This is a genomic window from Promicromonospora iranensis (assembly GCF_028994805.1).
In the GTDB taxonomy this organism is placed as follows: Bacteria; Actinomycetota; Actinomycetes; order Actinomycetales; family Cellulomonadaceae; genus Promicromonospora; species Promicromonospora iranensis.
Genome location: NZ_JAJQQP010000013.1, coordinates 43,910 through 67,324, shown reverse-complemented (window position 1 = coordinate 67,324; position 23,415 = coordinate 43,910). Strand labels below are relative to the sequence as shown.

Below are 23,415 nucleotides of genomic sequence, written 5' to 3'. Positions count from 1 at the left end.
CGGCGCCAACCCGCCTGTGATCCTTCCCCGATCCCTCCGCGCGTCGCATGTGACCACCACCACGTCACATCTCGCGGCGCTGCGTTGTCGATCAGGTAAGACCACAGGAGGTTGTCATGGAGAAGATCCTGATCGTCGGCGGCGGCTACGCCGGCTTCTACACCGCGTGGGGGCTGGAGAAGAAGCTCCGCCGGGGCGAGGCGGAGGTCACCCTCGTCGACCCGCACGGCTACATGACCTACCAGCCGTTCCTGCCGGAGGTCACCGCCGGCTCGATCGAGGCGCGGCACGTCATGGTGTCGCTCCGCAGGCACCTACGGCGCACGACGATCGTCGCGGGCCACACGACGTCGATCGACCACGCGCACCGCACGGCGACCGTCCGGACGAACGACGGCGCCCTGCGCGAGATCGGGTACGACACGATCGTCGTGACCGCCGGGGCGGTGACCCGCACGTTCCCTGTCCCGGGGATCGAGCAGGAGGCGATAGGCCTCAAGCACGTCGAGGAGGCGGTGGCGATCCGCGACCGCCTCCTGACCGCGTTCGACCACGCCGCCCTGCTCCCGCCAGGTCCCGAGCGCCGCCGGCTGCTGACGGTGACCGTCGTGGGCGGCGGGTTCACCGGGGTCGAGGTGTTCGGCGAGCTGCTGTCCCTGGCCACGAGCCTGCTGCGCGCCTACCCGGAGCTCAGCCGCGACGACCTGGCGTTCCACCTGGTCGACGCGAACGACCGCATCCTGCCCGAGGTCACCGACAAGCCCGGCCGCTGGGTGGTGCGGCACCTCGAGCGCCGAGGGGCGCGCGTCCATCTGGGCACCCAGGTCGTCTCGGCCGCGGACGGCCGGATCATGCTGTCCACCGGCGAGTCCTACGGCAACGGGCTGCTCGTCTGGGCGGCCGGCAACGCCAGCAACCCCGTCGTCGCACGGAACACGGACCTGCCGGTCGACGAGCGCGGCCTCGTCCGCGTCCGGGCCGACCTCCGGGTCGGCACCGACGACGCTCCGGTGGCCCACGCCTGGGCCGCCGGCGACAACGCCGCCGTGCCCGACCTCGCCGCCCCGGTCCCCGGCGCGCGGACGGTGCCCAACGCACAGCACGCGGTACGCCAGGGCCGGCTGCTGGCGAAGAACCTCGTCGCGGACCTCCGAGGCAAGCAGCCGCGGCAGTATCTCCACCACAGCCTCGGCACGGTGGCGACCCTCGGCATCGGGCAGGGCATCTTCCAGTACCGCCGCCTGGTCATCACGGGGTTCCTGGCCTGGCTCATGCACCGCGGCTACCACGTCCTGGCCGTCCCCACCTGGGAGCGCAAGGTGCGCGTGCTGCTGGTCTGGGTCTCGGCGATGTTCTTCGGGCGAGACATCATCCCGCTCGCCACGGTGCAGCGGCCGCGGGCGGCCTTCCTCGCGGGCGGCGACCCGTTCGCCGGCGTCGACGGCGAACGTCCCGAGCTGAGCGTGGTGCGCGATGCGAGCTGACCGCGACCGTCGTCGGACCGCGTTCCTCGCGATGCTCGGCCGGCGCCGGGTACAGCTGCGCTGGTCGAACCTGTTCGGCGTCGTGACCTTCGCCTGCCTGATCGTCCTCGCCGTGACGGGGGTGCTCCTGGCGTTCTGGTACACGCCGTCGAACGAGCTCGTCACCTATGACGGGCCGTACGGGCCGCTGCGGGGAGCGACCGTGACCGAGGCCTTCGACTCGACGATGCGCATCTCCTTCGAGCAGACCGGCGGCCTGCTGGTGCGCCAGACGCACCACTGGGCAGCCCTCGTCATGCCGGCCTCGATGATCGTGCAGCTCCTGGTCACGTTCTTCACCGGCGGGTTCCGCCGTCCGCGGCAGCTGAGCTGGGTGCTGCTGGTCGTGGCCTTCATCCTGGTGCTGGTGGCCGGCTGGAGCGGGTACGCGCTCCCCGACGACATGCTGTCCGGAACCGGCCTACGGATCGTGGAGGGCGTCGTCCTCAGCATCCCGTTCATCGGCACCTGGGTGGCGAGCTGGATGTTCGGTGGGCCGTTCCCGGGGCAGATCATCGAGAACCTGTACCCGGTCCACGCCGTCGTCGCACCGGGACTGCTCGTGCTGGTCATGGTCGTGCGGGGCGTCCTCAGCCTGCGGCACGGGCAGGCGGCGCACCCGCGGTCCGCCCCGGCCGCCTCGCTCGGCCTGCGCCTCTGGCCCGACGCCGCCCTGCGGGCCGCCGGGATGACCGGGATGACCGCCGCGGTGCTGGTCCTGCTCGGGGCGACGTCGACGATCAGCCCCGTCTGGTCCTACGGGCCCGCGTCCGGGGGCGAGGTCGGTGCGGGGAGCCAGCCCGACTGGTACATGGGCTTCCTCGACGGCGCGCTCCGGCTCGTGCCGGTCGGCTGGGAGGCCGAGTGGCTGGGCTGGACCGTCACCTTCGCGACGCTGGTCCCGCTGGTCGTGATCGCCGGCTACTTCGCGGTCCTGATCGTCTACCCGTACCTCGAGGCGTGGGTCGACCAGGACCGCGCGCCGCACCACGTGCTCGACCGGCCGCGGAACGTCCCGGTCCGTACGGGCATCGGCGTGGCCGGTGTGCTCTTCTACGGGATCCTGTGGGGCGCCGCGAGCGCCGACATCGTCTCCACGGAGCTCAGCGTCCCGTTCGAGACGATCATCACGACGCTGCAGGTCGCTCTGCTCGTCGGTCCCGCGCTGGCGTTCGAGGTGACCCGGCGCGTCTGCATCGGGCTGCAGCGCAAGGATCGTGAGGTCGCGCTGCACGGGCACGAGACGGGACGGGTCGTCCGGATGTCGAACGGCGGGTACGCGGAGATCCACCAGCCGGCCGGTGACGCGGAGCTGGCCCTGCTGTCCGTCACCCCGGTCCCGGCGGCGCCCGGGCGGGCGGGCGGCGACGGGCGGCTCAGCGGGCGCGAGCGGCTGCGCGGTGCGCTGTCGCGGCGGTTCGGCACGGGTCATGTCGTCCCGGTGGTGGAGCACGACCGGGTCTTGGTGGCGGGTCGGGCGGGCCAGGTGGGGCAGGCCGACCGGCCGGCCGGAACGGAGAGCCGCGGCACGGGCGGCGGTGCTGGCAGCGGGACCGACCTGACCCGGTCCGGGTGAGCCGGCCCACCGTTGTCGGGCAGCCGCGCCCGGCTAGCTGCCGAGCGGACCGGCCTCGTGCCGGGCGCGGCGCAGCCTGTCGACGAGCCGGGCACGCTCGGCTCCGACGCCCTCTGACAGGCGCGCCGCGCCGTGCACCACCAGCCAGGGCTCGACGTCACGCAGCGGGCCGCGCGCACCGCGGGCGTACGCCCGCGCATAGGCGCGCGTGAACGCCCCGCGCCCGGCCGCCATCAGGCCCCGCGTCGCCGGTCGGGTGCCGGGATCGGCGTCGGCCCAGCGCAGCAGCAGGAGGGAGCGTGCGTGGTCGGCCTCCGGGACGCCGCGGGCGGCGTTGGGCCAGTCGATGACGACCACCCGGCCGCCGTCCACCATGACGTTGCCGGGGTGGTAGTCGCCGTGGCACAGGCGGTCGCCGGACGGCAGCCCGTCGAGCACCCGCAGCGCGAAGCCCTGCAGCTCCCGCGGCAGGGGCGCCGACTCGATCCGCTCGGCAAGGACCTGGCGGACGTCGGGCAGCTCCGCGGGCGCCTGGGCGTCGTGGACGGCGAGATGGGTCTGCGCCAACGCGCGGGCGAGGGCCGGCATCCGCCACGGCCGACGTCGCAGCTGGTCCAGCAGGTCGCTGCCGGCGACGCGCTCCAGCACGAGCCCCGGCCGGCCGCGGTGCTCGACGACGTCGACCAGCTCCGGGGCGATGTCGTGTCCCGTGAGGCCGGCCAGCGCCGCGGCCTCCGCACGGTGCCCGGCGTAGCCCGGGCGGTACAGCTTCAGCACCGCGTCGACGCCCCACGCGTAGACCTCGGCCTCACGGCCTGCGCCCAGCCGGGGCCCGATCCCGGCGTCCTCGCCGGTCGTCGAGTGAGTCATCCGGACAGTGTGGTGGGTCGGCGGGTGACGTCGCCAGCTTCACCGAGGAAGCCACGAAGAACGCCTTCATCATGCCGTTCATCGCACACGTTCTGGGCTACGACGTCTTCAATCCTGACGAGGTGATCCCTGAGTTCACCGCGGACGTCGGCACCAAGAAGGGCGAGAAGATCGACTACGCCATCGTCAAGGACGGCGAAGTCCAGATCTTGATCGAGGCGAAGCCGGTGGGCGCACCCCTCGCCCTGAACCACGCTTCACAGCTGTGCATCTCGGGGCAGAATCAGGAGGCATGACACGAGACCCCGGGTCCCGCGCCCCGCACGACACGTCCACGCCGGGCACGACGGCGGCCGACACGACGGCGTCCGGCACCGCGCCGGCCGCTGCGTGGCGAGCGCTGGAGCAGTCGATCGACGGCGAGCTCCTCCGGCCTGATGCCGCCGGGTACGCCGCGGCGAGCCGGCTGTTCAACCGGCGGTTCGACGACCTGCGGCCGGCCGCCGTCGTGTTCGTCCTGTCGGCCGACGACGTCGCGGAGTGCCTGCGGTTCGCCCGGGCGCACGGCGTGCCGGTGGCGGTCCGGAGCGGCGGCCACTCGTACGCCGGCTGGTCCAGCGGGAACGGCCGGCTGGTCATCGACGTGCGACGGATGAACCACGTGACGGTGCACTCGGGCGCGGCGCTCGTCGGCGCCGGCGCCGGCCTCGGCGACGTCTACGCGGCGCTCGACGAGCACGGCGTCACGATCTCCGGCGGCACCTGCCCGTCCGTCGGTGTGTCGGGCCTGACGCTCGGCGGCGGGCACGGCCTCCTGTCGCGTGCCTACGGTCTCTCGTGCGACAACCTCGTCGAGGCGACGGTCGTGACGGCGGACGGCACGGTCCGGACCTGCGACGCGGAGGAGGAGCCGGACCTGTTCTGGGCCCTGCGCGGGGCGGGGAACGGCAGCTTCGGCATCGTCACGGAGCTGCGCCTGAGGACCCACGCCGTCCACGAGTCCTCGTCCGCGGACCTGGCGTGGCCGTGGTCGCAGGCCGAGGAGGTGCTCGCCGCCTGGCAGGACTGGGCGCCCGACCTGCCGGACGAGATGTGGTCGGCCCTCCGCCTGCAGAAGGACGTCAATGGCCCCTCGGTGTCCGTCGTCGCCTTCGCGCTCGGTGGCCACGACGCTCTCGCCGAACGGCTGCGGGAGCTGCCCGGCGGGCGCACGGTCGATACGATCCGCACCGAGCCGCACCTCGACACGGTCCGGCGGTTCGCCGGGGACACGCCCGAACCGGCCGACCGGCCCTGCTACGACGTCCGGAGCGGGTTCTTCGCACGGTCGCTCTCCGCCGAGGCGGTCGCCGCGGCGATCACCACCGTGGAGAACGCCCCTGCCGGCATCGACGCCTCGATGGCGACCGTCGCGATGGGCGGCGCCGTGAACCGCCGGCCCCCGCACGAGACGGCGTTCGTCCATCGCCACCACCGCTTCCTCGGACAGTACGAGGCGAGCTGGGAACCCGGCAGCGCTCGCCCGGAGTCCGCCGCGGCCGAGCACTGGCTGGGCGCCGTCTACTCTGCCATGTGGCCGCACTCGTCCGGGGAGGCGTACCAGAACGACTTCGATCCGCGCCTCCCGGACTGGCGCCGCTCGTACTACGGGTCCGCGGTGGGCCGGCTCGAGGAGCTCAAGCGACGGTACGACCCGGACCGGATGTTCGACTTCCCGCAGGCGCTCTGACCCCGAAACGCTGGCTGGAGGGGAGACGCTCGCGGGCCGCCGCGCCGACCGAAAGAGCGTGGCGGTACTGTCCGGCAGTCGCCACCGCGCACCGCCCCGGCTCCGAAGGACCTCCCGTGCCGTTCACGCTCGCCCATCCCGCCGCCGTGCTACCCCTCCTGCGGCGTCCCTTCAGCGCCGCGGCGCTGGTGGCCGGCGCCGTGGCCCCCGACATGCCGTACTTCGCGCGCAGCACGCCGATCCTGGTGACCGCCCAGTCCTGGTACGAGCCCTACCTGAACGCCACGACGTCGCACGGCCTGCTCGGGGCGTTGACCGTCAGCCTGCCCTACGCGATAGCGCTGTGGGGCCTGTTCCTGGTGGCCCGCCGCCCGGTCGTCAGCCTGCTGCCTGCGCCCGTCGACCCACCGCCGCCCGAGCCGGGCGCCGCGAGCGCGCGGCTCCGGCGTGGCGGCTGGGTGCTCCTGTCCCTGCTGATCGGCATCACCACGCACCTGGTCTGGGACTCGTTCACGCACAGCGACGGCTACGTCGTCATGCACGTGCCGTTCCTGAGCACGCCGCTGGCCGGCGACCTCACGTGGTCCCGAGCGCTGCAGCACGTCAGCACCGTCGGCGGGCTGGTCGTCATCGCCGTCTTCCTGTGGCGACGCCGATCCCGTCTGCTGCCCGAGGCTGCGGCCGGACGGCGGAGCGCCTGGCGGCTCGTTTCGATCGTCGGAGGGGCGGCCGCTGTCGGCGCCGTCGCCGGGACCCTCGGGTGGTGGAGCGGCGGTTCCGGGCTCAGCGCGCGGGACCTGGTCGAGACGGTGCTCTCCGACGCCGCGACCGGCGCCGGCGCTGCGCTCATCGCCGCCCTGTTCCTCTACGTCACAGCGTGGTGGGCGGTTCGGGGCGCCCGGGCGGTGCGTCAGCCGCGCTGACAGCCACGCTGGTCCCGGTCAGCCCGGACTTCACCCGACACCTCTCAGAAGGGTGGTTCGTCGAGGTGCGCCTGCTTGGTCGGGCCCGTCTCGTCGGTCGCGCTGGTGGCGTAGGGCCGGGGTAGGCGTTGGCCCGTCAGCTCTCGGAGGGTGAGGTCGCTGCTGGTGTCGGGGTCGACGTCGTCGAGGTCGATGTGCGCGTCCAGCACCGTGGGCGGCCGGGTGTGGGTACGGCCCATGGGGGTGGTCCAGGTGGTGGTCCCGGTGTCGGGGTCGCGGGCGATGCCCCAGCCGGCGTGGGTCTTGAGCAGGTGGTGTGACCCGTATTCCTAGCGGGGGTTACGGTTCTTCGGACCTCTGACCTGGGCAAGCGCGTTCGCAGGAGACCGCTTGCGGCTTCGTTGCGCGGCATGTGCCGCCGTGCCGGACGGTCCGCTGGGGAGGCGATGCAGGCGCGAGATCTCACGCAGGTCCTTGGTTCGTGCCCCGAGTCGGGTCACATGCGCAGCAAGGACTATGCGTCCCGGTCGGTGGCCTGTTCGCTTGTTCGGCGGAGGTAGTTCCACATGGTCGCCTTAAGCCGCTCCACCACCTCGCCTTCGGCCGCCTCCTCGTCCTCGGGCAACCGGAGAAGCTCACCGCCTGCGAAGGACGCCCACCAGCGGTCGAAGTGGTTCTGGAACATGACCGCATGGTGGTCCAACAGGTCTGGCTGGCTCTGGCCGTCGTCGGGCACCAGCTCGACTCGGCCGCCAGGCGAGAGAAGCCGCCGAACTGTCGTCTTGTACGACGGTTGGTTTTGGTTGGTGCTCACCGCATAGACGCGGACCAACCGGATCGGACGGCCAGAGTTGTTCGTCACGGCGAAGAAGCCGTGGTCAAGATCTACCTCCAGCGAGATGAGGGCGGCTTCCATCTTCTCGTTCGCCTGGTCGGCTTCCTCTCTTGCCTCCCGCGCGCGCTGCTCGGAACGGTAGGCGGTGCAGACCGCGAAGCCGAGGGCGAACAGGGTTAGGACGACGGAGAGCATGCTGACCCATGCGTCGATCTGCGTCCACGCGAAGGGTTCCCCGTTCCACGTCCATCCCGAAGCCTCGGCGGTGGGTTTGGGAGCCGTGCACGCCGCGAGACCAAGCGCCAGGGCAACGGCGGCGGATGCGGTGTACATAGGAGGAACCTCTCTGGGGTTGAGCGCGCTGCCTATAGAGAGCGGCGAGGTACCCGGACATGACACGGATCCCGCTCCGAGGATGGGCCACTGAACGGCGACCCCTGGCTACCACGCCGTCGTCGCCGTCACTCGCGACCGCGCGCTCTGCCACGTCACGCGGTCATCTGTGCCGAGTGCGAGTTCTGCGGCCGGCGGTCGAGCCTGCTCCGTACCGCGTCTACAAACATTTCCAGAGCTAGCCGATCGGCCTCCTCCATGGCCTCACGTGTGTCCTGGTCGGGCGTCATCGCCGGGTTGAGCACAGCGTCCGCCAGCTCGTAAATATCCTGCGAGATCAGACGCAGTCGCGCCATAGCATTCCTGGCCTGTTCCTCAGCCTCGGTCTGTGCATGAAGTGCTTCGAGGCGCAATTGCCTGCGCTCTTCGACACCCGGAGTATCCCAGGTCCCCGCCCGCTGTTGATGGCTCTTGAAATCCTCAGTGCGCTCGAAAAGTAGGATTCTGTGGGCGACTACCGCCCCCCGCGCGGCGATAAAATCGACCGCGGCATCACGCAAGTGAACGTGCTGCGTTTCCTGACGGCGTGCTTTCGCCTCGGCCGAGTGGCGCCACAATGCGAACAGACCATTTGCAACGGCAGAGACGATGCCTGCGGCGACTGCCGCACTCCAAATCGGTGACCAGTCCATGGCCCGGGACGGTACCTGGCGCTCTGCGCGGCTTTCGGCGGCGCGCCGGCGCATCCAGGGGCGAACCGGACGACGTCGGTGCCGGGTCGAAGTCACACCCAAACCTGGCATCGCTAGCACCCAGGGGCGTGCCCCACTCCGTCGCCTTGCAGCCCTTCTCGGGTAGGACCGATCAAGTGAGTCCACCGCCACCACAGGGCGCAGTGCGCCGTGCGGTTTCGGACGCTCTAGGGGGATCGACCCTCACCGAGGCGGGGTTTCCTGACGGCCGGAGGGGGTCACCCCCTTGGGGACTGGGTGAACCTGCTTCGACCTGGGGTGATCTTCGCTTGCTCACCTCACCGAGCGTCGTGGTGCGTGCCACCGTCGGAGCATGGAATTCGAACCCGCCGCCAAATATGTTGGCGCCCTACTTCCCAGAATCCGACAGTGCCCCGGATGGGACATCCGAGACCGCGACACGCCCGACTGGTACCGCCGAGCGCTGTCGTCCGTGGCGCTGCTCGCCCAGATGGGCGAGGTCAAGCACGTCACCGGTGACCTGGCCGACGGCCGCGGCGAGCTGCACCTATTCACCAAGCACGCCGTCATCACGCTCGACGTCACCACGGCGAGTGCCGTCGATGGTGAAGCAGAACGAGGAACCCGCCGCATCGGTACCGGCGGATTCCCGGTGGACTCCGACAACCCGACAGCCACCGTCACCATGTACCCACGCTCTGGGCTGCGGTCGATCGATGTCGGTGGCGCAGAGTCGATCAGTGGAGGGGCGGAGCACGGGTATTACTGGCCCGGCCAGTTTGCCGTCGTCGCGAGGTACGCCGACGACCGGACCATCACGTTCACGCGTCGCGAGGACAGCACCGACGACCTCGTGACGTTCCTGCCCGAACTTCTCGCCGACCTTCCGGCCTCCCGCTGACCGCCGCCAGTCCGTGGGCCGGACCTCGGTAGGAGCCTTCCGAGGTCCGGCCCGGTCCAAACCCGCTACGGCGTCACGGTGACCTTCTGGATCGCGGCGGCGTGCGGGTAGGCGAATGCAACGCGGGTGATGCAGCGCAGCCCGACGGAGTCGCTACCGAAGTAGGCGGCGTCGGACCGCTCCAGGGTGGCGTCCTGCCGTACCGCAATGAGCACGCGCCCGGACGGCACACCCCACACCGTCCCGGCGGTGACGGCCGGGGAGATGTACAGCGGAGCACCCGCGATCGTGTAGACCGGCAGGCCGTCGGCGTCGTTGGCCGACGGCGCGAGCAGCGGCCGGTTCGAGGAGGCCTCGTCCTTGAGGGTGGCCAGCTCCAGAGCGTCGGCCGGGTTGGCGACCCAGGACAGCCGCACCGACGGGTCACCGAGCCCGGCGACGTTGAGCGCGCCCTGGATAAAGGCGTCCAGGTTGGTCAGGCCCCCGGCGATCTCGGTCACGCCGGTGACGTCCTCCAGGCCCTGGGGCTGGAGGGTGGGTGCGGCGGTGTTGGTGCCGAAGAAGGCGAGGTCCATCTTGCGCGCGATGTCGCGGGCCAGGCCCTGCCCGACGAACTCCTGCGCGGCAGGGTCGGAGTCGCGGGCCATCTCGTTGGACACGACGGTGAGCGCGGCGAGCTTGCGGTACGGGGCCTCTTCCTGGTCCAGCACCGGCGAGGACTGCGAGATCGCGGCGCCCTCGGCGGTCCACGCGGCCGTCGGGTCGGCGGTGATGACCGGGACGCGGAACACGCCGGAGGGCTCGATGGCGCCCCGGATGATCGCGGGCGGCCCGCCGACGGCGGCAGCGGCGACGGACATGCGCTGGGCGGGCTGGACGACGAGCTGCGAGACGGCGTCGGGCAGGAACGAGGGGTTGGCGTTCGAAGTGTGCAGGGGCACGGTGCACCCGGGCTTTCCGGCGCCCGCCCGGACACGCAGGCGGCCGCCACAAGAACCTTGTTAGGTCCCCGTGGCGGCCGCTGGCCGATCCTCGGGTCTTCTCCCGGAAGCACTCGACGCGGTGTGGTCCGGCCCCTGGCCTGCGACCTTCCGCGTACGGGTCCAGGCTACGCCCGCGTTGCCCGCCCGCTCAGCACGTCGGACCACGAGGGTCGGCTACCGACGTCGCCGCCCCGGGTGCGGCCTTGGATCGGGTCGGGCGGCCGGTGGAACAGGTGCGGGCGGGAGCGGCCCAGCTCGGCCAGGTGCGTGCGGATCCGGTCGGGTGACAGGTGGCCGGACTCGTCCAGGACCGCGTCCCAGGCGGGCAGCACGTCCGGCTCGTCCAGCGCCGACGGTGCCAGGTTCGAGTCTCGGATCAGCACGTCCCGCAGCAGTGCCGCACGCGCCGAATCGCGCTCCGAGACGAGTTGGTCACGCTCGACTTCTACGTCCCGCAGCCGACGCCGGTACCGGGCGGCCTCCGCGTTCGGCGCGGAGCGGTCGCCCTCCGACTCGCCTGGGCGCGCGTCGGGCTCCGTGCGGGCGGTTGCGCCGTCCTGGCCCTCGGCGTCGCTCTGCGGGGCGTCTGCGGGCTCTGGGGCGGGTACTGGGTCCGGCGTCTCGCCAGCCGGAGGCGCGGCCTCCGCTCGGGGCTTATTCGTCATCGTGGTCTTCCCCGGTGTTGGAGATCTCGTCGGGGTCGGTGCCGTGCTCCAGTGCTACGGCCGTGGCCGTGACTTGCGCCCAGAACTCCTGCGGCGCCGTGCCGTCGGGAGTGGCCCGCTGGACCAGCCCGACCGCCCAGTACGTCAGCGCCTTCACGAACGGCAGCCACCGGCCGTCGGCCTGGACCTCCAGGGCGATGGAGCCGATGCCTTCGGGCGTGCCGGACAAGGCGTGCCCGATGTGGACGGCGGCGCGCCGGTAGTCGGTCCGGTCAACGGGCTGCGACGGCGGCAGGACGTCCGGGTCGGTCATCGTGTGCCCTCCTGGCTCGGTGCGGTGTGCGTGATGGTGTCGAGGCGGTGTCGCCATGGCTCGGGTAGCGGCCCGACCCATTCGTGGGACGGGATCTGCCACCGGCCTTCGGTGGCGTCGGGTACGAGCAGCCAGAGGTCGGTGCGGCCGTCGGGTCCCACGGTCGCGGCCACCCGCACCAGCCCGCCGAGATCCCACTCGGTGGCGATGAGGACTTCCTGGTCCGGGTCCGGTGGTGTGCTCATGGCGTCTCCTTCGCGCGGTCGGTGGTGGTGCGCAGCAGCCGGGGCTCGGCGTCGGCTGTGTGGCCGGCGTCGGGCATCGCCTGATCGTCAGCACAGACGGCCTGCAGCCGCTCGGTGAGCCGGGCGACCCACGCCTTGGCCTCGGCTGGCGGTACGTGGACGGAAACCATGGGTGAGTTGCCCCAGTCGCCGGAGCATGGGAGCAGAACCTCCGGCGGCGCCCATGCGTGGCAGCCGGGCGTGTGGTGGTCGTAGTAGAGCGGCCCACAGCCGTGGCGTGCCCGGGTCGCGTCGAGGTCATCCAGGGATGCGGCCAGCACGCGGGCCAGTCTCCCGGCGGCCTTGCGTCGGGCGACCCATACCGGGCGGGCTGCGACGTCTCCGTCCAGCAGCTCGGACGGGAGCGGTTCGTCCGGCCACTCAATGGCCCACATCAGGGTGACCTCGCAGTGGCCGTCTCCGGTGTCGTGGGACTCGATTTCGATGTCGTCGAGGTTCACCACTCGTCGCCTCCGCCGCCCATGTTCATCACGTGTCGGCCGTCCGACGCGGTCCGCAACACCCCGACCTCTCCTGGCTGGAGCCGAGCGCCCGTAGCCCCAGCGGAGGGCGCGACAGCGCCAGCGTCCCTGCCCTCTGTCCCTCCCTTGGGGTCGGGACGGGACGGGCCGGGACGGGAGGGCGTCACGCGACGGTCGTCGTTGCCTCCTTCGTGACGGTGCCCGTTATGCGTAACGGCCTGCTTGCAGTACCGCTCGTCGCACTCGGAGTGGTCGCCGCTGTCGTGCTTGGATTTCCGGCGGCGGTACCGCTTCTGACGCTCGTTGCGCACGTCCTGCCTGGCGCGCACGGCCGCCGCCTCCTCCTGGTCCGACCAGTCGAGCTGCCAGCCGTCCGTCGTCTCCTCCCACAGCTCGGCGGCCACCAGCTCGGCCACGTCCGCGTCGAGATCGGGGCTATCGGTCAGCCGGGGTAGCGCCCCGCGTGGCACGGCCCCGTCGGTCAGCAGCCGGTTGCACCACACCAGCGCTTCGACGTGCAGCAGCCGGGCCGAGCGCCCCACAGCGAGCAGTGCGGGGCGGTCGTTGAAGTCGTCGTCCAGGCGCGTCCACGTCATCGCGTCACCGCCCGCAGCTCGGCGGCGACGACCTGCAGGGGCCCCCACGGCGTCATCGGCGGGTCGTGGTTGATCTCGGCTGCCCACGCGGCAGCCTCACCTGGATCAGCCACCACGTCCGCGGCCCCGTACAGGACCGGCGGACCCGAGGTGACGTCGAGCAGGACGTGGCCGAGGCAGGCGGCGGCGGTGCGGTCTAGATTGGTCATCGACCCTCCCAGGTCGTTCCGTTCGGGACCGAGGCCCGCACTGCTGCGCGGGCCTCGGTCGTGCTCAGGCAGGCGACGCTGCAACCGGAGTGGCGTTGCTCTCGCCGTCCCCGTCCAGTTCGCGCTCCAGACGCTCGTTCTCCGCGACCACGGCGTCGTAGGGGAAGTGCGCCACGCCACGCACGCCGTGCGTCACGGAGGCGACCACGAGCGTTTCAGCGACCTCGCTGACCGAGAGATGGATGCCCCGATACGTGGTGGTCATCGCCTGCATGAGGGCGCGGGCAACGGCGTTGCAGTACTCGTCAGGTGTGTCCGGATTGGCCTTCTCGAATTCCTCTGCCGCCAGGTCCAGGACCTGTTGGATCTCGGGCGTGGTGCGGATCGCGCTGCCGGGCATGACGTTTCCTCCATTGGTGGTGCGAGACTCCGGTTGTTTGTGGTGGAGCGCTGGGCGTCAGGCGGCGTCCTCGACCGGGGAGACGCGTGCAGGGACGGCGAACGTGGCCCGGGCGACCTCGATCTGGTCATGCACCCGGCGGGCCACGGGTCCCCAGACACGCAGCACATCCGCGCGGTTCTCGTCGGTCCAGGTGAAGCCCTCGGTTACTCGGGCGGCCCAGGCGTCGAGCCGGGCGTTCTGGTCAATGTCGGTCATGCTGCGCCGTCGCCGACCGGTCGCAGGAGCGCGGCCCGTACCTCGGCGAGGTTGACGCGCAGGTCTCGGGTGCCGAGGCGGTAGCCGGGCACGCGGCCTTCGTTGATCCACCGCCGCAGCGTCTTGACGTTCACGCGCAGGTCCTTGGCGGCTTCGTCGGCGGGGATCAGATCGGGCGGGATGCTGGTTCGTGTCACCATCGTGGGTCCCTTCTCGGGATCGGCCTGTGCTCACCACCCCAGCACCGGCTGACCCCGACCGCCACACAGCGCCACATGGCCAAAAATGCGGCATGACCTGGGGTTACGTCGGATCACGTACCGGAATTCCGGAACGCCGAGCTCGAAATTCGGACCGCTGTACTGCCCCAGGGGTCACTGTGATGTCCACATAGCGAGACGTCCCCGTCGCAATGGCGACGAGGGCGCCACATGGGTCAGGCGGCTACTTCCACTGGATAGACAGCCGCTGGTCCGGGTCGAACCCCTTCCGCCCGCGCCCGCCGGGCAGGATGACCACGGTCATGAGCGCGGCCACCAGGTCGCGCCGCTCACCCGGGTCCGAGGTCGCCCATGTCGCTTCAGCCTCACCGTCGAGCCACCGGGCCAGCTCGTGACGTGGCCCGGCCTGCCGCTTCCGCTCGCGGGCGTCGGCAATCTCGGCGTCGATGCCCGCCAGCAGGTCGGCATACTCCTCGTCCTCGTAGGCCCCGTCCGCGTACGCACGCGCCGTCCGGCGGCGCCGCTCGGCCAACCCCTCGATCCGGGCCTGCTGGGCGGCCACCTCGGCCGGGTCGCCCGACAGCATTGCGGGGGCGTCGGGACGCGTCAGCAACGTCAACACCGCCCGCTCCACCGCCGCCTCGGCCTGGAAGGTGCGGCACGAGGTGCCGTTGCAGCGTGGGCACGAATATGACTGATAGGTCGTCTGCTTCACGAGCTGGCGCTCGGGCGTCTTGGCGCGCCGAGTCGGCGAGTCGGTGCGCACCCTCATCCGCGCGCCGCATACTCGCGTGCCGTCCTCCAGCACCCTGACCCCCTCCTGGGCGGGCTTCCCGCAGAACGTGACACCGGACAGAAAGTGCTTGATCTCGCGGTGCCGCATCCCCTCCGGCCGCCGAGGCGCCCGCGACTCGTCACCGAGGATCGTCACCACCGCTTGGTACGTCTCCTCATCGAGGATGCGCGGGAACGTCGAAGGCACCAGCCGCCCCCCGTACGCGATTCGCCCGGCGTTCAGAGGCCGCAAGACCAGGGACCGGAGCGACGCGTGGGACCACTCGGGAATCTTCTCTCCGCGCCGGTACATATCCGCCACGATGCTCGTCAGACCCTCGCCTGCGACAACCCGGCTCCCGATTTCCTCGACCACGGGGTGAGGAATACCGCGTCGAGTCGGCTTCTTCCCGCGCGTCAGTTCGCCGGCCCGCGCCTTGCGGGCAATTTCGGCCATGTGGGGTGTCGGCACGCACCGAGCATTCAGGTCCTTCTTGACGGAGTTCATCGACTCGCCAGAAGCGACACGGCGGGCAATCTCCTGCACGACGTTCGCCTCTTCCGGGTTCACCTCCACCTGACGGGCCATTCCGCGACGCCACCCGTATTTCACGCCGTTGGATGGCTCACCCAGCACCTCGACCAGATGCTTGTTGGCACGGAGGATGCGCTCGCGAATCTCGTCGGGCTCACCAGCGCCAATCGCGTAGTTGATGCGCGTAATGCGCCGTCCGGCAGCGGTAGACAGATCGATGTCGCCCGTGACGACCGTGGCAATAGTCATGCCCGTCGCGCGATGCAGCTTAATCAGTTCTTCCCACTGATCCGGGCGGCGCGTGATGCGCTGGCTGGAGTAGGCCACGAGAACATCGGCCTTGTCCTCACGAATCATGGCAAGCGCCGCGTCGTAGTCCGGACGGGGTTCATCGCTGAATTCTGAGGCCGAGATGTCGTTGTCGCAGAACTCGCCGACGACGTCCATACCGCGACGAGCGCACAGCGCGCGGCCGTCGATGAGCTGTCGGTCTACGCCGACCTCGCGCCCCTCTGGGTCGTCGGAGATGCGTGTGTAGACCACCGCCCGGAGGCGCCGTGGAGCTGCCGGGTCGAGGTTGTCGCGGTGCGGGGTCATGCCCCCATCCTATTCCCCCTCTACAGTTATCGCTCATGCTTGCGGCACAGGGCGTGCAGGTTCTGGGCGCGGGTCTGCCCGGGTAGGCGGTCGTGCGTCCCGCTGCCGGCCGCGCTCCGATGGTGGTGGTCGAAGGGTTTGATGTGGTCGAGGTCGCAGCGGACCGCTGGAGTCTCGCAGCCCGGGAAGGTGCAGGTCTCGTCGCGGGTCTGGACCGCGGTGCGCAGGATCTTGCCGGGTTGGTAGGTGGTCGTGGAGTAGTCGGTCAGGATCCCGGTCGTGGGGTCGGTCAGCAGGCGTCGCCAGGTCGCGTCGGCCGCGATGATCCGGGCGGTCTCGGCGGGGACCGGTCCGTAACCGTCCAGGTGCCCGGGAGCGTCGTCCAGGCCGAGCAGGGCGCTGGCCGGGACGGTGACCCGGACCACGGGCCGGGCCGGGACGACCCGCACCGGTCGCACGACCTCCTGCACGATCTGCTGCACGGGCGCCCGACCCCCACACGTACACACCGGCGCCTGCTCGCCCCTAACGGCCTCGGTGTCGGCCTCGGTGCCAGTGCCAGAGGCTGCGTCGGGGTCCGTGCCGGCGTCGGTGAACCGGTCGGCGGGTAGGAGGCGGCCGGTGACGATCCCGGTCAGACAGTCCGCACGCAGCTGGCTCAGGGTCCGCTCCTCACCAGCGGCATGACGCAGCTGGTGGGCCAGGTCGTCGACCACGCCCCACACCGCTGCGGCATCCGTCGCGGGCAGGTACGCGGACAGCCAGCCCATGTCGTTCTCCGCCCGGTCCACCTGCACGCTCCGGCGCTGCGCCTCGGCCCGGGCGGTGGCCGCGGCACCGTGCAGGTTCTTCGCGAACGCGAGCATCCGGGCCTGCAACCACTTCCATGTCCGCCGCGGCGCCTGCGGCAGGAACCGGTCGATCGCCTCCGCCCGCTGCGCGACCGTCAGCTGGGTCGCGGAGCGCAGCAGGGTGTGGGCCTTACGGGTATCGATCCGCCCTGCGACCAACGCCGCGATCACCGACGGGTGCTGAATCCCGGACTCGGCACGGGTGACCACCTCGGTGGCTTCTCGTTCGGTGACCACCAGCTCGCTGGTGACCTGCCCGACCAGACTGTTGTGCGCCAACGGGTGCGTCTCCCTCCCGGCACGTTCAGCCACCACCCGGGCCTGCATACCCGCAGCCCACGACTGCAACCGCCCGCACGCCGCCACCAGATCACCCAGCGCATCATCCGACAGCTGCGCCAACGCACCCGAACCAGCACCAGCACCCGGAGCCGGAGCCGGAGCCGGAGCTACACCCGAGTCCTCAGCGACGAGCACACCACCATCCAGGCCACCGTCCAGGTTCCCGTCCAGATCGATCGCCTCCGCGACCACCCGCGCCAACCGCACCCCGGGCGCACCGGACAACGCCAGACGCAGAAAGTCCTCCGGCCACAACACCACCGGCACGGCATCAGGCGGCCAACCCGGTGGCATGTCCGGCGGCATGTCCGGCAGCCAATCCGGCGGCATGTCCGGCGGCGTGTTGACGGGCGCACCCTCATCCAGGAGTGCACCGGACACGCGGTCTTCGAACGGTCCCTCGTGCATACCAGCTCACCTCCACGTAGTTCATGACTCAAGAAGAGTAGTTGGCGCCTGCCATCGACTCGGACGTTTGTTCGATCCTAGGTCGAGCCAGTGACATGCGCGCATTCTTCTGCCCTCTGCGTAAGAACGCGCGAGCACCGCAGTTCGCCTCTACGCAGGCACGCATGCAGCTCGGCTGATCCACGGGCAGGCATTCCCGACAGGCCGCACGGCCCACATCCCTGCGGCCCCACAGCGGCCCGCGCCAGGCCACAGCAACCCGCGCCAGGCCACAACAGCCCACAGCGATCCGCACGAGCCCGCAGAGGCTCCCGCTCAGAACGCGCGGTAGTCCGCGATCGGCAGCTTGGGCCCGCGACGCGGCGCCTTGTGCCGCCCGTCGATCATGAGCAGCCGGACCACCCGGTGCCGGTGCGGGGCATAGGGCGCCAGCAGCCGGAGCATGCCGGCGTCGTCCGTGCGCTCGCCGGACAGCGCCCAGCCGACAGCGGCGGGCAGGTGGAAGTCGCCCACCGAGACGGCGTCCGGGTCACCGAAGGCACGCTGCGCCACCTCCGCCGACGTCCACACCCCGACGCCCTGCACCTTCTGCAGTCGCGCACGGGCCTCGGCGGGCGCCATCGCGCAGGCCTCCTCGAGGCGCGGCGCCACCAGGGCGCAGCGCGCCACGGTGCGGGCACGTCCGGGGTCGACGCCGGCGCGGTGCCAGTCCCACACCGGAACTCGGGTCCACGTGCGCGCGTCCGGGACGACCCGCAGCCCGCCGCGCACGCCGTCCGGCGTCGGACCCGGTGCCGGTGTGCCGTACCGCCGGACGAGCCACTGCCACGCCCGGTGCGCCGTCACGGTCTGCACCCGCTGCTCCAGCACCGCGGGCACGAGGGCCTCCAGCACCCGGCCGCTGCGCGCCATCCGCATGCCGACGGCGGCACGGCGGTGCGCGTCGCGCACCTGGGGTGGCGGCGCGAAGTCCGTGACGTCGTCGTCCTCGCCGAGCAGCGTCGGCAGCGTCTCGGCGGCCTCCCTGGCACCGTCGCCCCACAGGTGCACCACCACCTCGTGCGGACCGGCCGGCACGAAGCGCTGCGTCACCGGGCCGGTGGGCAGGAGGGACGTCCGCCAGACCGTCCCGTCCGGCGTCCGGCGGAACGTCGGGTCCGCGGGCCCGTGCCCCAGCGGCCCGAGCGTCAGGGCGACGTCGAGCCGGCGAGGCGAGCTGTGGCGGACGGTGAGCACCGTCCCAGTGGACCATGCGGGAGCTCGCGCGCCGGAATCCGGGGCCAGATTCTCGGCCAGATTCTCGGGGCAGAGTGTCGGGCAGAGTTCCGGGCCAGACTCTCGGGCCGAGAGCGCGGACCAGGACCACCGGCCGAGGTCACGTGACCGGGTGCTCGGCCTCCACCCGCGCCACCTCGCGCACGACGGTGTCGACGAGCAAGGGGTGACCGAGCGGCCGGAAGTGTCCCGACAGCGGGAGCTCGACGTTCCGTGCGCCCGCCAGGTGGCCGGTCTCGGGGATGTGCGGGTCGAAGTGCGGGTACACGGCGGTGATGCGCTCGTTGACGAGCAGCTCGCCCGCGAGCGCCAGCAGCACCGGGTCACGCGGGTCGAACGACCGCAGCGCCCTCGAGACCATGTACCGCGCCCAGCGGGAGCCGGTGAACGGCGTGGCGATGGCGACCATGCCGAGCACCTGGTCGCTCGCCGCCGAGAGCAGCACCCGCTTGCCGATGAGCCCGCCCTTGCTGTGCGCGACGAGGACGGCGTCGCACAGCCCGGTCCGTTCGAGGTGCTCGACCACCCTGTCTGCCGCTTCCGGAACGGGCCGTGCGTTGTAGCCGAGGCCGGGCACGGCGTGGACGGGGTGCCCCGCGCGGGCGAGCGCCGTCGCCACGGGACCCAGGAACTCCCACGTCTCGTAGATGCCGGGCAAAAGCACGACGGGCGCCCGCCCGCCTGAGCGGTCCCCCGTCGCGCCCCTCTCCGCTGCGGGCGCTGCGGGCAGTGCCGGGCGCCGGACGAGGTGACGCAGCTGCCGGTCGGCGGCCCATGCGTAGTCGGCGGCCCGGACGCCAAGGCGCGCGAGCGCGCCGCCGGGCGAGCGACGTCGTTCGGTCACGCGATGCCCCGTCCCGCCGACCGCCAGGTCTGGAGCACGATCTCCGCCACGCCGTCGGGATCGGCGTCCATGGCGTGGTGCCGGCCCTGGACCGTGCGTTGCTGGCCGAACGGCGCCGCCGCCGCGAGCTCCTTGGTCCAGCGCTGGGACGCCACCGCGTCGCGCACGCCGCGGACCATCACCACCGGGACGGTGGACCGGGGCAGCACGTCCTCCAGCCGGAAGTCGACGACGTGGCGCAGCTGCCAGAGGTAGTAAGGGATGCTGCAGCGCACGAGGGCGTCGACGAGCAGCACCCCGATGGTCCGCGGCGACTCCCCGACGGCGTCGACGGCCAGGCGTGCCGCCTGGCGCGGGATGGTTCGCGCGCCGGGTACCGCCGTCGGGCCGATCAGGACGCCGGCGGACGCCACGTCGGGGTGGTCCGCGAGCAGCTGGCCCACGACCTGCGCACCCATGGAGTGCCCGACGACGACGGGTGCCGGCAGCCCGGCGTCGAGCACGTGCTCCCGCACGTACCGGGCGACGGCGCCTGCGTGCTCCGGGATCGTGACGTCGCGGCTCAGGTGCGGTGACGAACCGAAACCCGGCAGGTCGACGGCGTGGACCACGCCGTGCGCCACGAGGTGGTCGGCGAGCCGCTGGTAGGCCCGCGACGACGAGCCCACGCCGTGCACGAGCACCACCGCCCGGTCGGCCTCCCGTGGCGCGCGGACGTACCCGACGATCGTGAGATCGCCGTCGCTCGACCGGTTCATACGGTGGACACTAGCGCCGGGCATACCGCCAGCATGGGGGCACGCGGCGCCGCCCGCACGGGCTTGCCCGCACGGTCCCGCCCGCGGTGCGGCGCCGGATGCGAGCGACCCGGCCCGGTGCGACGGTGTCTCCATGCGCGTAGCCGTCGTGGGAGCCACAGGGAACGCCGGGACCGCCCTCCTGCGGGCCCTGCACCAGGAGCCGCAGGTCACGTCGGTGCTGGGCATCGCCCGACGGCTGCCCGACCGGAGCGCCGACCCGTACCGGCATGCCGAGTGGGCACCGGTCGACGTAGCGGCCGAGGACACCGAGACGGTGGTCGCGCGGCTCGCCGAGCTGTTCGCGGGCGCGGACGCCGTCGTCCACCTCGCGTGGCTGGTCCAGCCGAACCGCGAGCGCGACCTGCTGCGCCGCACCCACGTGGAGGGCACCCGCCGGGTGGGCGAGGCGGTGGTCCGCGCCGGTGTGCCGCACCTGGTCGCCGCCTCCTCGGTCGGGGCGTACTCCCCCGTCGACGACGACGAGCCGAGGCGCGAGGACTGGCCCACCCAGGGGATCGGGACGTCGCACTACAGCGTGGACAAGGCCGCGCAGGAGCGGGTGCTCGACGAGCTGGAGGCCGCGCACCCCGAGCTGGCGGTGGCCCGCCTGCGCCCGTCGCTGATCTTCCAGGCGGACGCCGCGCAGTCGGTGGTGCGGTACTTCCTGGGGCCGCTCGTGCCGGTGCAGATCCTGCGTCAGGGCCGGCTGCCGGCGCTGCCGCTGCCCACGGGCCTGCGGCTGCAGGCCACCCACGCCGACGACGTGGCGGACGCCTACCGGCGCGTGGTCGTCGAGCGGGCCAGCGGCGCGTTCAACGTGGCCGCGGACGACCTGCTCCGCGGGGCCGACCTGGCGCGCATCGTCGGCCACGGGCGGCTGGTCGAGGTGCCGCCCGCCGCCGTCCGCGCGGCGCTGGTGGCCGCGTACGACGGCCGCCTGGTGCGGGCGGACCCGGGCTGGCTCGACATGGCGATGAGCGTCCCGGTGCTCGACACGACCCGGATCAGGACGGAGCTGGGGTGGGCGCCGCGCCGGACCGCCGCGCAGGCGGTCGAGGAGCTGCTCGCCGGGATGGCGGTCGGTCAGGGCACGCGGTCTGCTCCGCTGCGCCCGGCGAGCCCCCGACCGGCCGGCGGGTCCGTCATGCCGCTGCGGCACCGCGGCGACCTGCGGATCCCGGACTCGATGGACCGGGAGCTCTTCGCCCTGTACCTCTCCGACCACCTCACCGGCGCGACGGCGGCCCTGGAGCGCATGGAGCTCATGACCCGCAGCTACCGCGACACCCCGTTCCACGCCGAGCTGGCGGAGGTGACCGAGCAGCTGCGCGGCCAGCGCGAGCTGTACCGCGACCTGATGGACGGCCTCGGCGTGCCGTTCCGTCGGCACCGCCAGGTGGCCGCGTGGTTCGCCGAGAAGTCGGGCCGCCTGAAGCTGAACGGCCGGGTCGTCCGCCGGTCGCCGATGTCGCCGGTCCTGGAGGTGGAGCTCATACGGTCCGCGATCCTGGCCAGGATCGGCGGGTGGCAGACCCTGCGCGAGCACGCCGACGATATCGGGCTGGACCCCGATCAGCTCGACGGGCTCATCGACCTCGACCACCGGCAGCTCGAGCTGTTCGACCGGTTCCACGCGTACCTGCGGCAGCGGGCGTTCCGCGGCCGGCCGCTCGCTCAGCCCTCGGAGCGGTAGCCGTTCACCTTGTGCGTCCCGTCGCACCAGGGCGCGATCGCGGTACCTCCGCAGCGGCACAGCGCCACGGTGGCCCGACGGCGCGGGACGGGCTCGCCGTCCGGCCCCAGGATCGTCGCCGGGCCGCGGACCAGCAGCGGCCCGTCGGGGCACGCGGTGACGGTGACGTCCGCGGGGTGTGCCGTCCGTGTCTCGTCCGACGTCGTCATGCCGGCTCCCTCCAGGTTGGGTCAGGTCGGGTTGGTCGGGTTGGGTCGGGTTCCGGCCCCGGGGCCTGCGCTCTGTGCCCGGGCCCCGGGCCGGGCGCCGCTCAGGCTCGGTGGTCGGCCTGGCGGTCTGCGCGATGGTCGGCCCGGCTGCCCGCGCGGTCCCCGGCCTCCGTGCGGTCGCCGTCACCCCGCTCGTCATCGGCCGACCGCTGGGCCGCGAGACGCAGCTCCCGGCCACGCTCGACCTCCTTGAGACGCTTTGCCTCCCGCTTCTCGCTCGCACGGGCGTCCTTGGGCGGCAGCTGCACCGTCTCCTCGGCGGCGATACCGCCCTGGAGCTCCCGGCCGCGCTCGAGCTCGGCGTCCAGCTCGGCGCCGAAGAGCAGGGCGAGATTCGTGATCCAGAGCCAGAGGAGGAACACGATGATGCCGGCCAGCGAGCCGTATGTGGCGTCGTAGTTCGAGAACGTCGCGACGTACAGACCGAACGCGGCGGACGCAAGGATCCACACCAGGATCGCGACGAACGCGCCCACGCTGAGCCAGCGCATCTTGGGCTGTCGCACGTTCGGGGTGACGTGGTAGAGGATCGCCACGAGCACCACGACCAGCAGCAGTACCACCGGCCACTTGGCGATGCTCCAGACCGTCACCGCCGTCGAGCCCAGGCCGACGGCGTCGCCGACCGCCTGCGCGACCGGCCCGCTGAGCGCGAGCGCCGCCACGATCAGCGCGGCGATGACGACGGCCACCAGGGTGACCAGCAGCATCACCGGGCGGAGCTTCCACACGGGTCGCCCCTCGTCGATCTCGTAGACCCGGTTCATCGCTCGCCCGAAGGCGCCGACGTACCCGGACGCCGACCACAGGGCCAGTGCGACACCGAGGATCAGAGCGAACCCGGCCCGGCCGCCGCCCCCGGCGGCGTTCTCCACGAGCGGCTGCACCACCGCCAGCACGTCCGGCGGCAGGACGCCGTCCATCGTGCCGATGACGCGCTCGACCGCCTGTCCCCCGTTGCTCACGAGCCCGAGCACCGAGACCAGCGCCAGCAGTGCGGGTGCCGCGGCGAGCACGGCGAAGTACGTCAACCCCGCGGCCAGGTCGGTGCACTGGTCGCGCGAGAACTGGCGGACGCTGTTGCGCAGCACGTATGTCCACGTCCTGCCGTGCAGCGCCGGCGGTGTGTCCGGCTTGCGCCGGTCGTCGGGCGCCGGCACATCGGTGCGGTCCGCCGCGCCGGACCGGTCGTCGTTGATGTCGCTCATGTCAT

The 23,415-nt window shown here is 71.9% G+C and carries 27 protein-coding genes and 1 pseudogene; 7 read left to right on the top strand and 21 right to left on the bottom strand.

The window, feature by feature from the left end; genetic code table 11:
* The first annotated feature begins 116 nt into the window (after positions 1 to 116).
* Both LUM46_RS20950 and LUM46_RS20945 read left to right on the top strand, forming a co-directional pair.
* Entirely contained in the window at positions 117 to 1,484 is a 1,368-nt protein-coding gene (locus tag LUM46_RS20950) for an NAD(P)/FAD-dependent oxidoreductase (protein WP_274996644.1), read from the top strand.
* Positions 1,474 to 3,099 carry a cytochrome b gene (locus LUM46_RS20945; RefSeq protein ID WP_274996642.1) on the top strand — a complete coding sequence of 542 codons (1,626 nt, stop codon included), beginning with the start codon at positions 1,474 to 1,476 and terminating at the stop codon, positions 3,097 to 3,099. The genes LUM46_RS20950 and LUM46_RS20945 overlap by 11 nt, the downstream gene beginning before the upstream one ends.
* Positions 3,100 to 3,132: 33 nt before the next feature.
* On the opposite strand, the gene LUM46_RS20940 is transcribed toward LUM46_RS20945, so the two are convergent.
* On the bottom strand, positions 3,133 to 3,969 hold the full coding sequence (locus LUM46_RS20940) for a phosphotransferase family protein (RefSeq protein WP_274996641.1): 837 nt from the start codon (positions 3,967 to 3,969) through the stop codon (positions 3,133 to 3,135).
* On the opposite strand from LUM46_RS20940, the pseudogene LUM46_RS26730 reads away from it, so the two are divergent.
* The 3 genes and pseudogenes from LUM46_RS26730 to LUM46_RS20925 form a co-directional block, all read left to right on the top strand.
* A pseudogene (locus tag LUM46_RS26730) lies at positions 3,915 to 4,235 on the top strand (hypothetical protein); the annotation flags it as partial. The gene LUM46_RS20940 and the pseudogene LUM46_RS26730 sit on opposite strands and share 55 nt — an antisense overlap.
* 26 nt (positions 4,236 to 4,261) lie before the next feature.
* Positions 4,262 to 5,698 carry an FAD-binding oxidoreductase gene (locus LUM46_RS20930; RefSeq protein ID WP_274996639.1) on the top strand — a complete coding sequence of 479 codons (1,437 nt, stop codon included), beginning with the start codon at positions 4,262 to 4,264 and terminating at the stop codon, positions 5,696 to 5,698.
* A 116-nt stretch (positions 5,699 to 5,814) separates the two neighbouring features.
* Positions 5,815 to 6,621, top strand: coding sequence for a DUF4184 family protein (locus tag LUM46_RS20925; RefSeq protein ID WP_274996637.1), 807 nt, complete (start codon positions 5,815 to 5,817; stop codon positions 6,619 to 6,621).
* Positions 6,622 to 6,665: 44 nt separating this feature from the next.
* Here the strand turns inward: LUM46_RS20925 and LUM46_RS20920 are convergent, their stop codons facing one another.
* From LUM46_RS20920 to LUM46_RS20910, 3 genes are all read right to left on the bottom strand, one after another.
* Positions 6,666 to 6,860: a hypothetical protein gene (locus LUM46_RS20920; protein WP_274996635.1), complete on the bottom strand. Its 195-nt coding sequence runs from the start codon at positions 6,858 to 6,860 to the stop codon at positions 6,666 to 6,668.
* Between the two features lie 275 nt (positions 6,861 to 7,135).
* A complete protein-coding gene (locus tag LUM46_RS20915) occupies positions 7,136 to 7,789 on the bottom strand; it encodes a hypothetical protein (RefSeq protein WP_274996634.1) in 654 nt (217 codons plus the stop codon).
* A gap of 155 nt (positions 7,790 to 7,944) precedes the next feature.
* Positions 7,945 to 8,481, bottom strand: a complete 537-nt coding sequence (locus tag LUM46_RS20910; RefSeq protein WP_274996633.1) for a hypothetical protein — start codon at positions 8,479 to 8,481, stop codon at positions 7,945 to 7,947.
* A 493-nt stretch (positions 8,482 to 8,974) separates the two neighbouring features.
* On the opposite strand from LUM46_RS20910, the gene LUM46_RS20905 reads away from it, so the two are divergent.
* Entirely contained in the window at positions 8,975 to 9,403 is a 429-nt protein-coding gene (locus LUM46_RS20905; protein WP_274996632.1) for a hypothetical protein, read from the top strand.
* Positions 9,404 to 9,468: 65 nt separating this feature from the next.
* Here the strand turns inward: LUM46_RS20905 and LUM46_RS20900 are convergent, their stop codons facing one another.
* From LUM46_RS20900 to LUM46_RS20830, 15 genes are all read right to left on the bottom strand, one after another.
* On the bottom strand, positions 9,469 to 10,344 hold the full coding sequence (locus tag LUM46_RS20900) for a phage major capsid protein (protein ID WP_274996631.1): 876 nt from the start codon (positions 10,342 to 10,344) through the stop codon (positions 9,469 to 9,471).
* A gap of 167 nt (positions 10,345 to 10,511) precedes the next feature.
* A complete protein-coding gene (locus LUM46_RS20895; RefSeq protein ID WP_274996630.1) occupies positions 10,512 to 11,051 on the bottom strand; it encodes a hypothetical protein in 540 nt (179 codons plus the stop codon).
* A complete protein-coding gene (locus tag LUM46_RS20890; RefSeq protein WP_274996629.1) occupies positions 11,041 to 11,364 on the bottom strand; it encodes a hypothetical protein in 324 nt (107 codons plus the stop codon). The genes LUM46_RS20895 and LUM46_RS20890 overlap by 11 nt, the downstream gene beginning before the upstream one ends.
* Positions 11,361 to 11,609, bottom strand: coding sequence for a hypothetical protein (locus tag LUM46_RS20885; RefSeq protein WP_274996627.1), 249 nt, complete (start codon positions 11,607 to 11,609; stop codon positions 11,361 to 11,363). The genes LUM46_RS20890 and LUM46_RS20885 overlap by 4 nt, the downstream gene beginning before the upstream one ends.
* Positions 11,606 to 12,109: a hypothetical protein gene (locus LUM46_RS20880; RefSeq protein ID WP_274996626.1), complete on the bottom strand. Its 504-nt coding sequence runs from the start codon at positions 12,107 to 12,109 to the stop codon at positions 11,606 to 11,608. Before LUM46_RS20880 ends, LUM46_RS20885 begins: the two co-directional genes overlap by 4 nt.
* Positions 12,106 to 12,726: a hypothetical protein gene (locus tag LUM46_RS20875; RefSeq protein ID WP_274996624.1), complete on the bottom strand. Its 621-nt coding sequence runs from the start codon at positions 12,724 to 12,726 to the stop codon at positions 12,106 to 12,108. The genes LUM46_RS20880 and LUM46_RS20875 overlap by 4 nt, the downstream gene beginning before the upstream one ends.
* Positions 12,723 to 12,935, bottom strand: a complete 213-nt coding sequence (locus LUM46_RS20870) for a hypothetical protein (protein WP_274996623.1) — start codon at positions 12,933 to 12,935, stop codon at positions 12,723 to 12,725. Before LUM46_RS20870 ends, LUM46_RS20875 begins: the two co-directional genes overlap by 4 nt.
* A 64-nt stretch (positions 12,936 to 12,999) precedes the next feature.
* Complete coding sequence (locus LUM46_RS20865; protein ID WP_274996622.1) at positions 13,000 to 13,335, bottom strand: hypothetical protein; 336 nt, start codon at positions 13,333 to 13,335, stop codon at positions 13,000 to 13,002.
* Between the two features lie 57 nt (positions 13,336 to 13,392).
* Positions 13,393 to 13,593 carry a hypothetical protein gene (locus LUM46_RS20860; RefSeq protein WP_274996621.1) on the bottom strand — a complete coding sequence of 67 codons (201 nt, stop codon included), beginning with the start codon at positions 13,591 to 13,593 and terminating at the stop codon, positions 13,393 to 13,395.
* Positions 13,590 to 13,793 (bottom strand): helix-turn-helix domain-containing protein, encoded by a 204-nt coding sequence (locus tag LUM46_RS20855; protein ID WP_274996620.1) that lies wholly within the window; start codon positions 13,791 to 13,793, stop codon positions 13,590 to 13,592. The genes LUM46_RS20860 and LUM46_RS20855 overlap by 4 nt, the downstream gene beginning before the upstream one ends.
* 244 nt (positions 13,794 to 14,037) lie before the next feature.
* Positions 14,038 to 15,720 (bottom strand): recombinase family protein, encoded by a 1,683-nt coding sequence (locus LUM46_RS20850; protein WP_274996619.1) that lies wholly within the window; start codon positions 15,718 to 15,720, stop codon positions 14,038 to 14,040.
* Between the two features lie 26 nt (positions 15,721 to 15,746).
* Positions 15,747 to 17,321, bottom strand: coding sequence for an HNH endonuclease signature motif containing protein (locus tag LUM46_RS20845; RefSeq protein WP_274996618.1), 1,575 nt, complete (start codon positions 17,319 to 17,321; stop codon positions 15,747 to 15,749).
* A gap of 315 nt (positions 17,322 to 17,636) precedes the next feature.
* The gene (locus tag LUM46_RS20840) at positions 17,637 to 18,557 is read right to left on the bottom strand and encodes a DNA-3-methyladenine glycosylase family protein (protein ID WP_274996617.1); all 921 of its coding nucleotides are present in this window, start codon (positions 18,555 to 18,557) and stop codon (positions 17,637 to 17,639) included.
* Positions 18,558 to 18,696: 139 nt separating this feature from the next.
* The gene (locus tag LUM46_RS20835) at positions 18,697 to 19,440 is read right to left on the bottom strand and encodes an esterase/lipase family protein (RefSeq protein ID WP_274996616.1); all 744 of its coding nucleotides are present in this window, start codon (positions 19,438 to 19,440) and stop codon (positions 18,697 to 18,699) included.
* Positions 19,437 to 20,198 (bottom strand): alpha/beta fold hydrolase, encoded by a 762-nt coding sequence (locus tag LUM46_RS20830; RefSeq protein ID WP_274996615.1) that lies wholly within the window; start codon positions 20,196 to 20,198, stop codon positions 19,437 to 19,439. The genes LUM46_RS20835 and LUM46_RS20830 overlap by 4 nt, the downstream gene beginning before the upstream one ends.
* A gap of 133 nt (positions 20,199 to 20,331) precedes the next feature.
* Between LUM46_RS20830 and LUM46_RS20825 the strand changes: the two genes are divergently transcribed.
* Positions 20,332 to 21,933: an NAD-dependent epimerase/dehydratase family protein gene (locus tag LUM46_RS20825; RefSeq protein WP_274996614.1), complete on the top strand. Its 1,602-nt coding sequence runs from the start codon at positions 20,332 to 20,334 to the stop codon at positions 21,931 to 21,933.
* Here the strand turns inward: LUM46_RS20825 and LUM46_RS20820 are convergent.
* Complete coding sequence (locus LUM46_RS20820; protein ID WP_274996613.1) at positions 21,915 to 22,142, bottom strand: CDGSH iron-sulfur domain-containing protein; 228 nt, start codon at positions 22,140 to 22,142, stop codon at positions 21,915 to 21,917. The genes LUM46_RS20825 and LUM46_RS20820 overlap by 19 nt on opposite strands.
* Positions 22,143 to 22,243: 101 nt before the next feature.
* Entirely contained in the window at positions 22,244 to 23,410 is a 1,167-nt protein-coding gene (locus tag LUM46_RS20815; protein WP_274996612.1) for a YihY/virulence factor BrkB family protein, read from the bottom strand.
* Positions 23,411 to 23,415: the final 5 nt, after the last annotated feature.

Coding starts and splice junctions, on each gene's coding strand:
- LUM46_RS20950 (WP_274996644.1), top strand. CDS start 117: ATGGAGAAGATCCTGATCGTCGGCGGCGGCTACGCCGGCTTCTACACC.
- LUM46_RS20945 (WP_274996642.1), top strand. CDS start 1,474: ATGCGAGCTGACCGCGACCGTCGTCGGACCGCGTTCCTCGCGATGCTC.
- LUM46_RS20940 (WP_274996641.1), bottom strand. CDS start 3,969: ATGACTCACTCGACGACCGGCGAGGACGCCGGGATCGGGCCCCGGCTG.
- LUM46_RS20930 (WP_274996639.1), top strand. CDS start 4,262: ATGACACGAGACCCCGGGTCCCGCGCCCCGCACGACACGTCCACGCCG.
- LUM46_RS20920 (WP_274996635.1), bottom strand. CDS start 6,860: ATGGGCCGTACCCACACCCGGCCGCCCACGGTGCTGGACGCGCACATC.
- LUM46_RS20915 (WP_274996634.1), bottom strand. CDS start 7,789: ATGTACACCGCATCCGCCGCCGTTGCCCTGGCGCTTGGTCTCGCGGCG.
- LUM46_RS20910 (WP_274996633.1), bottom strand. CDS start 8,481: ATGGACTGGTCACCGATTTGGAGTGCGGCAGTCGCCGCAGGCATCGTC.
- LUM46_RS20895 (WP_274996630.1), bottom strand. CDS start 11,051: ATGACGAATAAGCCCCGAGCGGAGGCCGCGCCTCCGGCTGGCGAGACG.
- LUM46_RS20890 (WP_274996629.1), bottom strand. CDS start 11,364: ATGACCGACCCGGACGTCCTGCCGCCGTCGCAGCCCGTTGACCGGACC.
- LUM46_RS20885 (WP_274996627.1), bottom strand. CDS start 11,609: ATGAGCACACCACCGGACCCGGACCAGGAAGTCCTCATCGCCACCGAG.
- LUM46_RS20875 (WP_274996624.1), bottom strand. CDS start 12,726: ATGACGTGGACGCGCCTGGACGACGACTTCAACGACCGCCCCGCACTG.
- LUM46_RS20870 (WP_274996623.1), bottom strand. CDS start 12,935: ATGACCAATCTAGACCGCACCGCCGCCGCCTGCCTCGGCCACGTCCTG.
- LUM46_RS20865 (WP_274996622.1), bottom strand. CDS start 13,335: ATGCCCGGCAGCGCGATCCGCACCACGCCCGAGATCCAACAGGTCCTG.
- LUM46_RS20860 (WP_274996621.1), bottom strand. CDS start 13,593: ATGACCGACATTGACCAGAACGCCCGGCTCGACGCCTGGGCCGCCCGA.
- LUM46_RS20855 (WP_274996620.1), bottom strand. CDS start 13,793: ATGGTGACACGAACCAGCATCCCGCCCGATCTGATCCCCGCCGACGAA.
- LUM46_RS20850 (WP_274996619.1), bottom strand. CDS start 15,720: ATGACCCCGCACCGCGACAACCTCGACCCGGCAGCTCCACGGCGCCTC.
- LUM46_RS20845 (WP_274996618.1), bottom strand. CDS start 17,321: ATGCACGAGGGACCGTTCGAAGACCGCGTGTCCGGTGCACTCCTGGAT.
- LUM46_RS20830 (WP_274996615.1), bottom strand. CDS start 20,198: ATGAACCGGTCGAGCGACGGCGATCTCACGATCGTCGGGTACGTCCGC.
- LUM46_RS20825 (WP_274996614.1), top strand. CDS start 20,332: ATGCGCGTAGCCGTCGTGGGAGCCACAGGGAACGCCGGGACCGCCCTC.
- LUM46_RS20820 (WP_274996613.1), bottom strand. CDS start 22,142: ATGACGACGTCGGACGAGACACGGACGGCACACCCCGCGGACGTCACC.
- LUM46_RS20815 (WP_274996612.1), bottom strand. CDS start 23,410: ATGAGCGACATCAACGACGACCGGTCCGGCGCGGCGGACCGCACCGAT.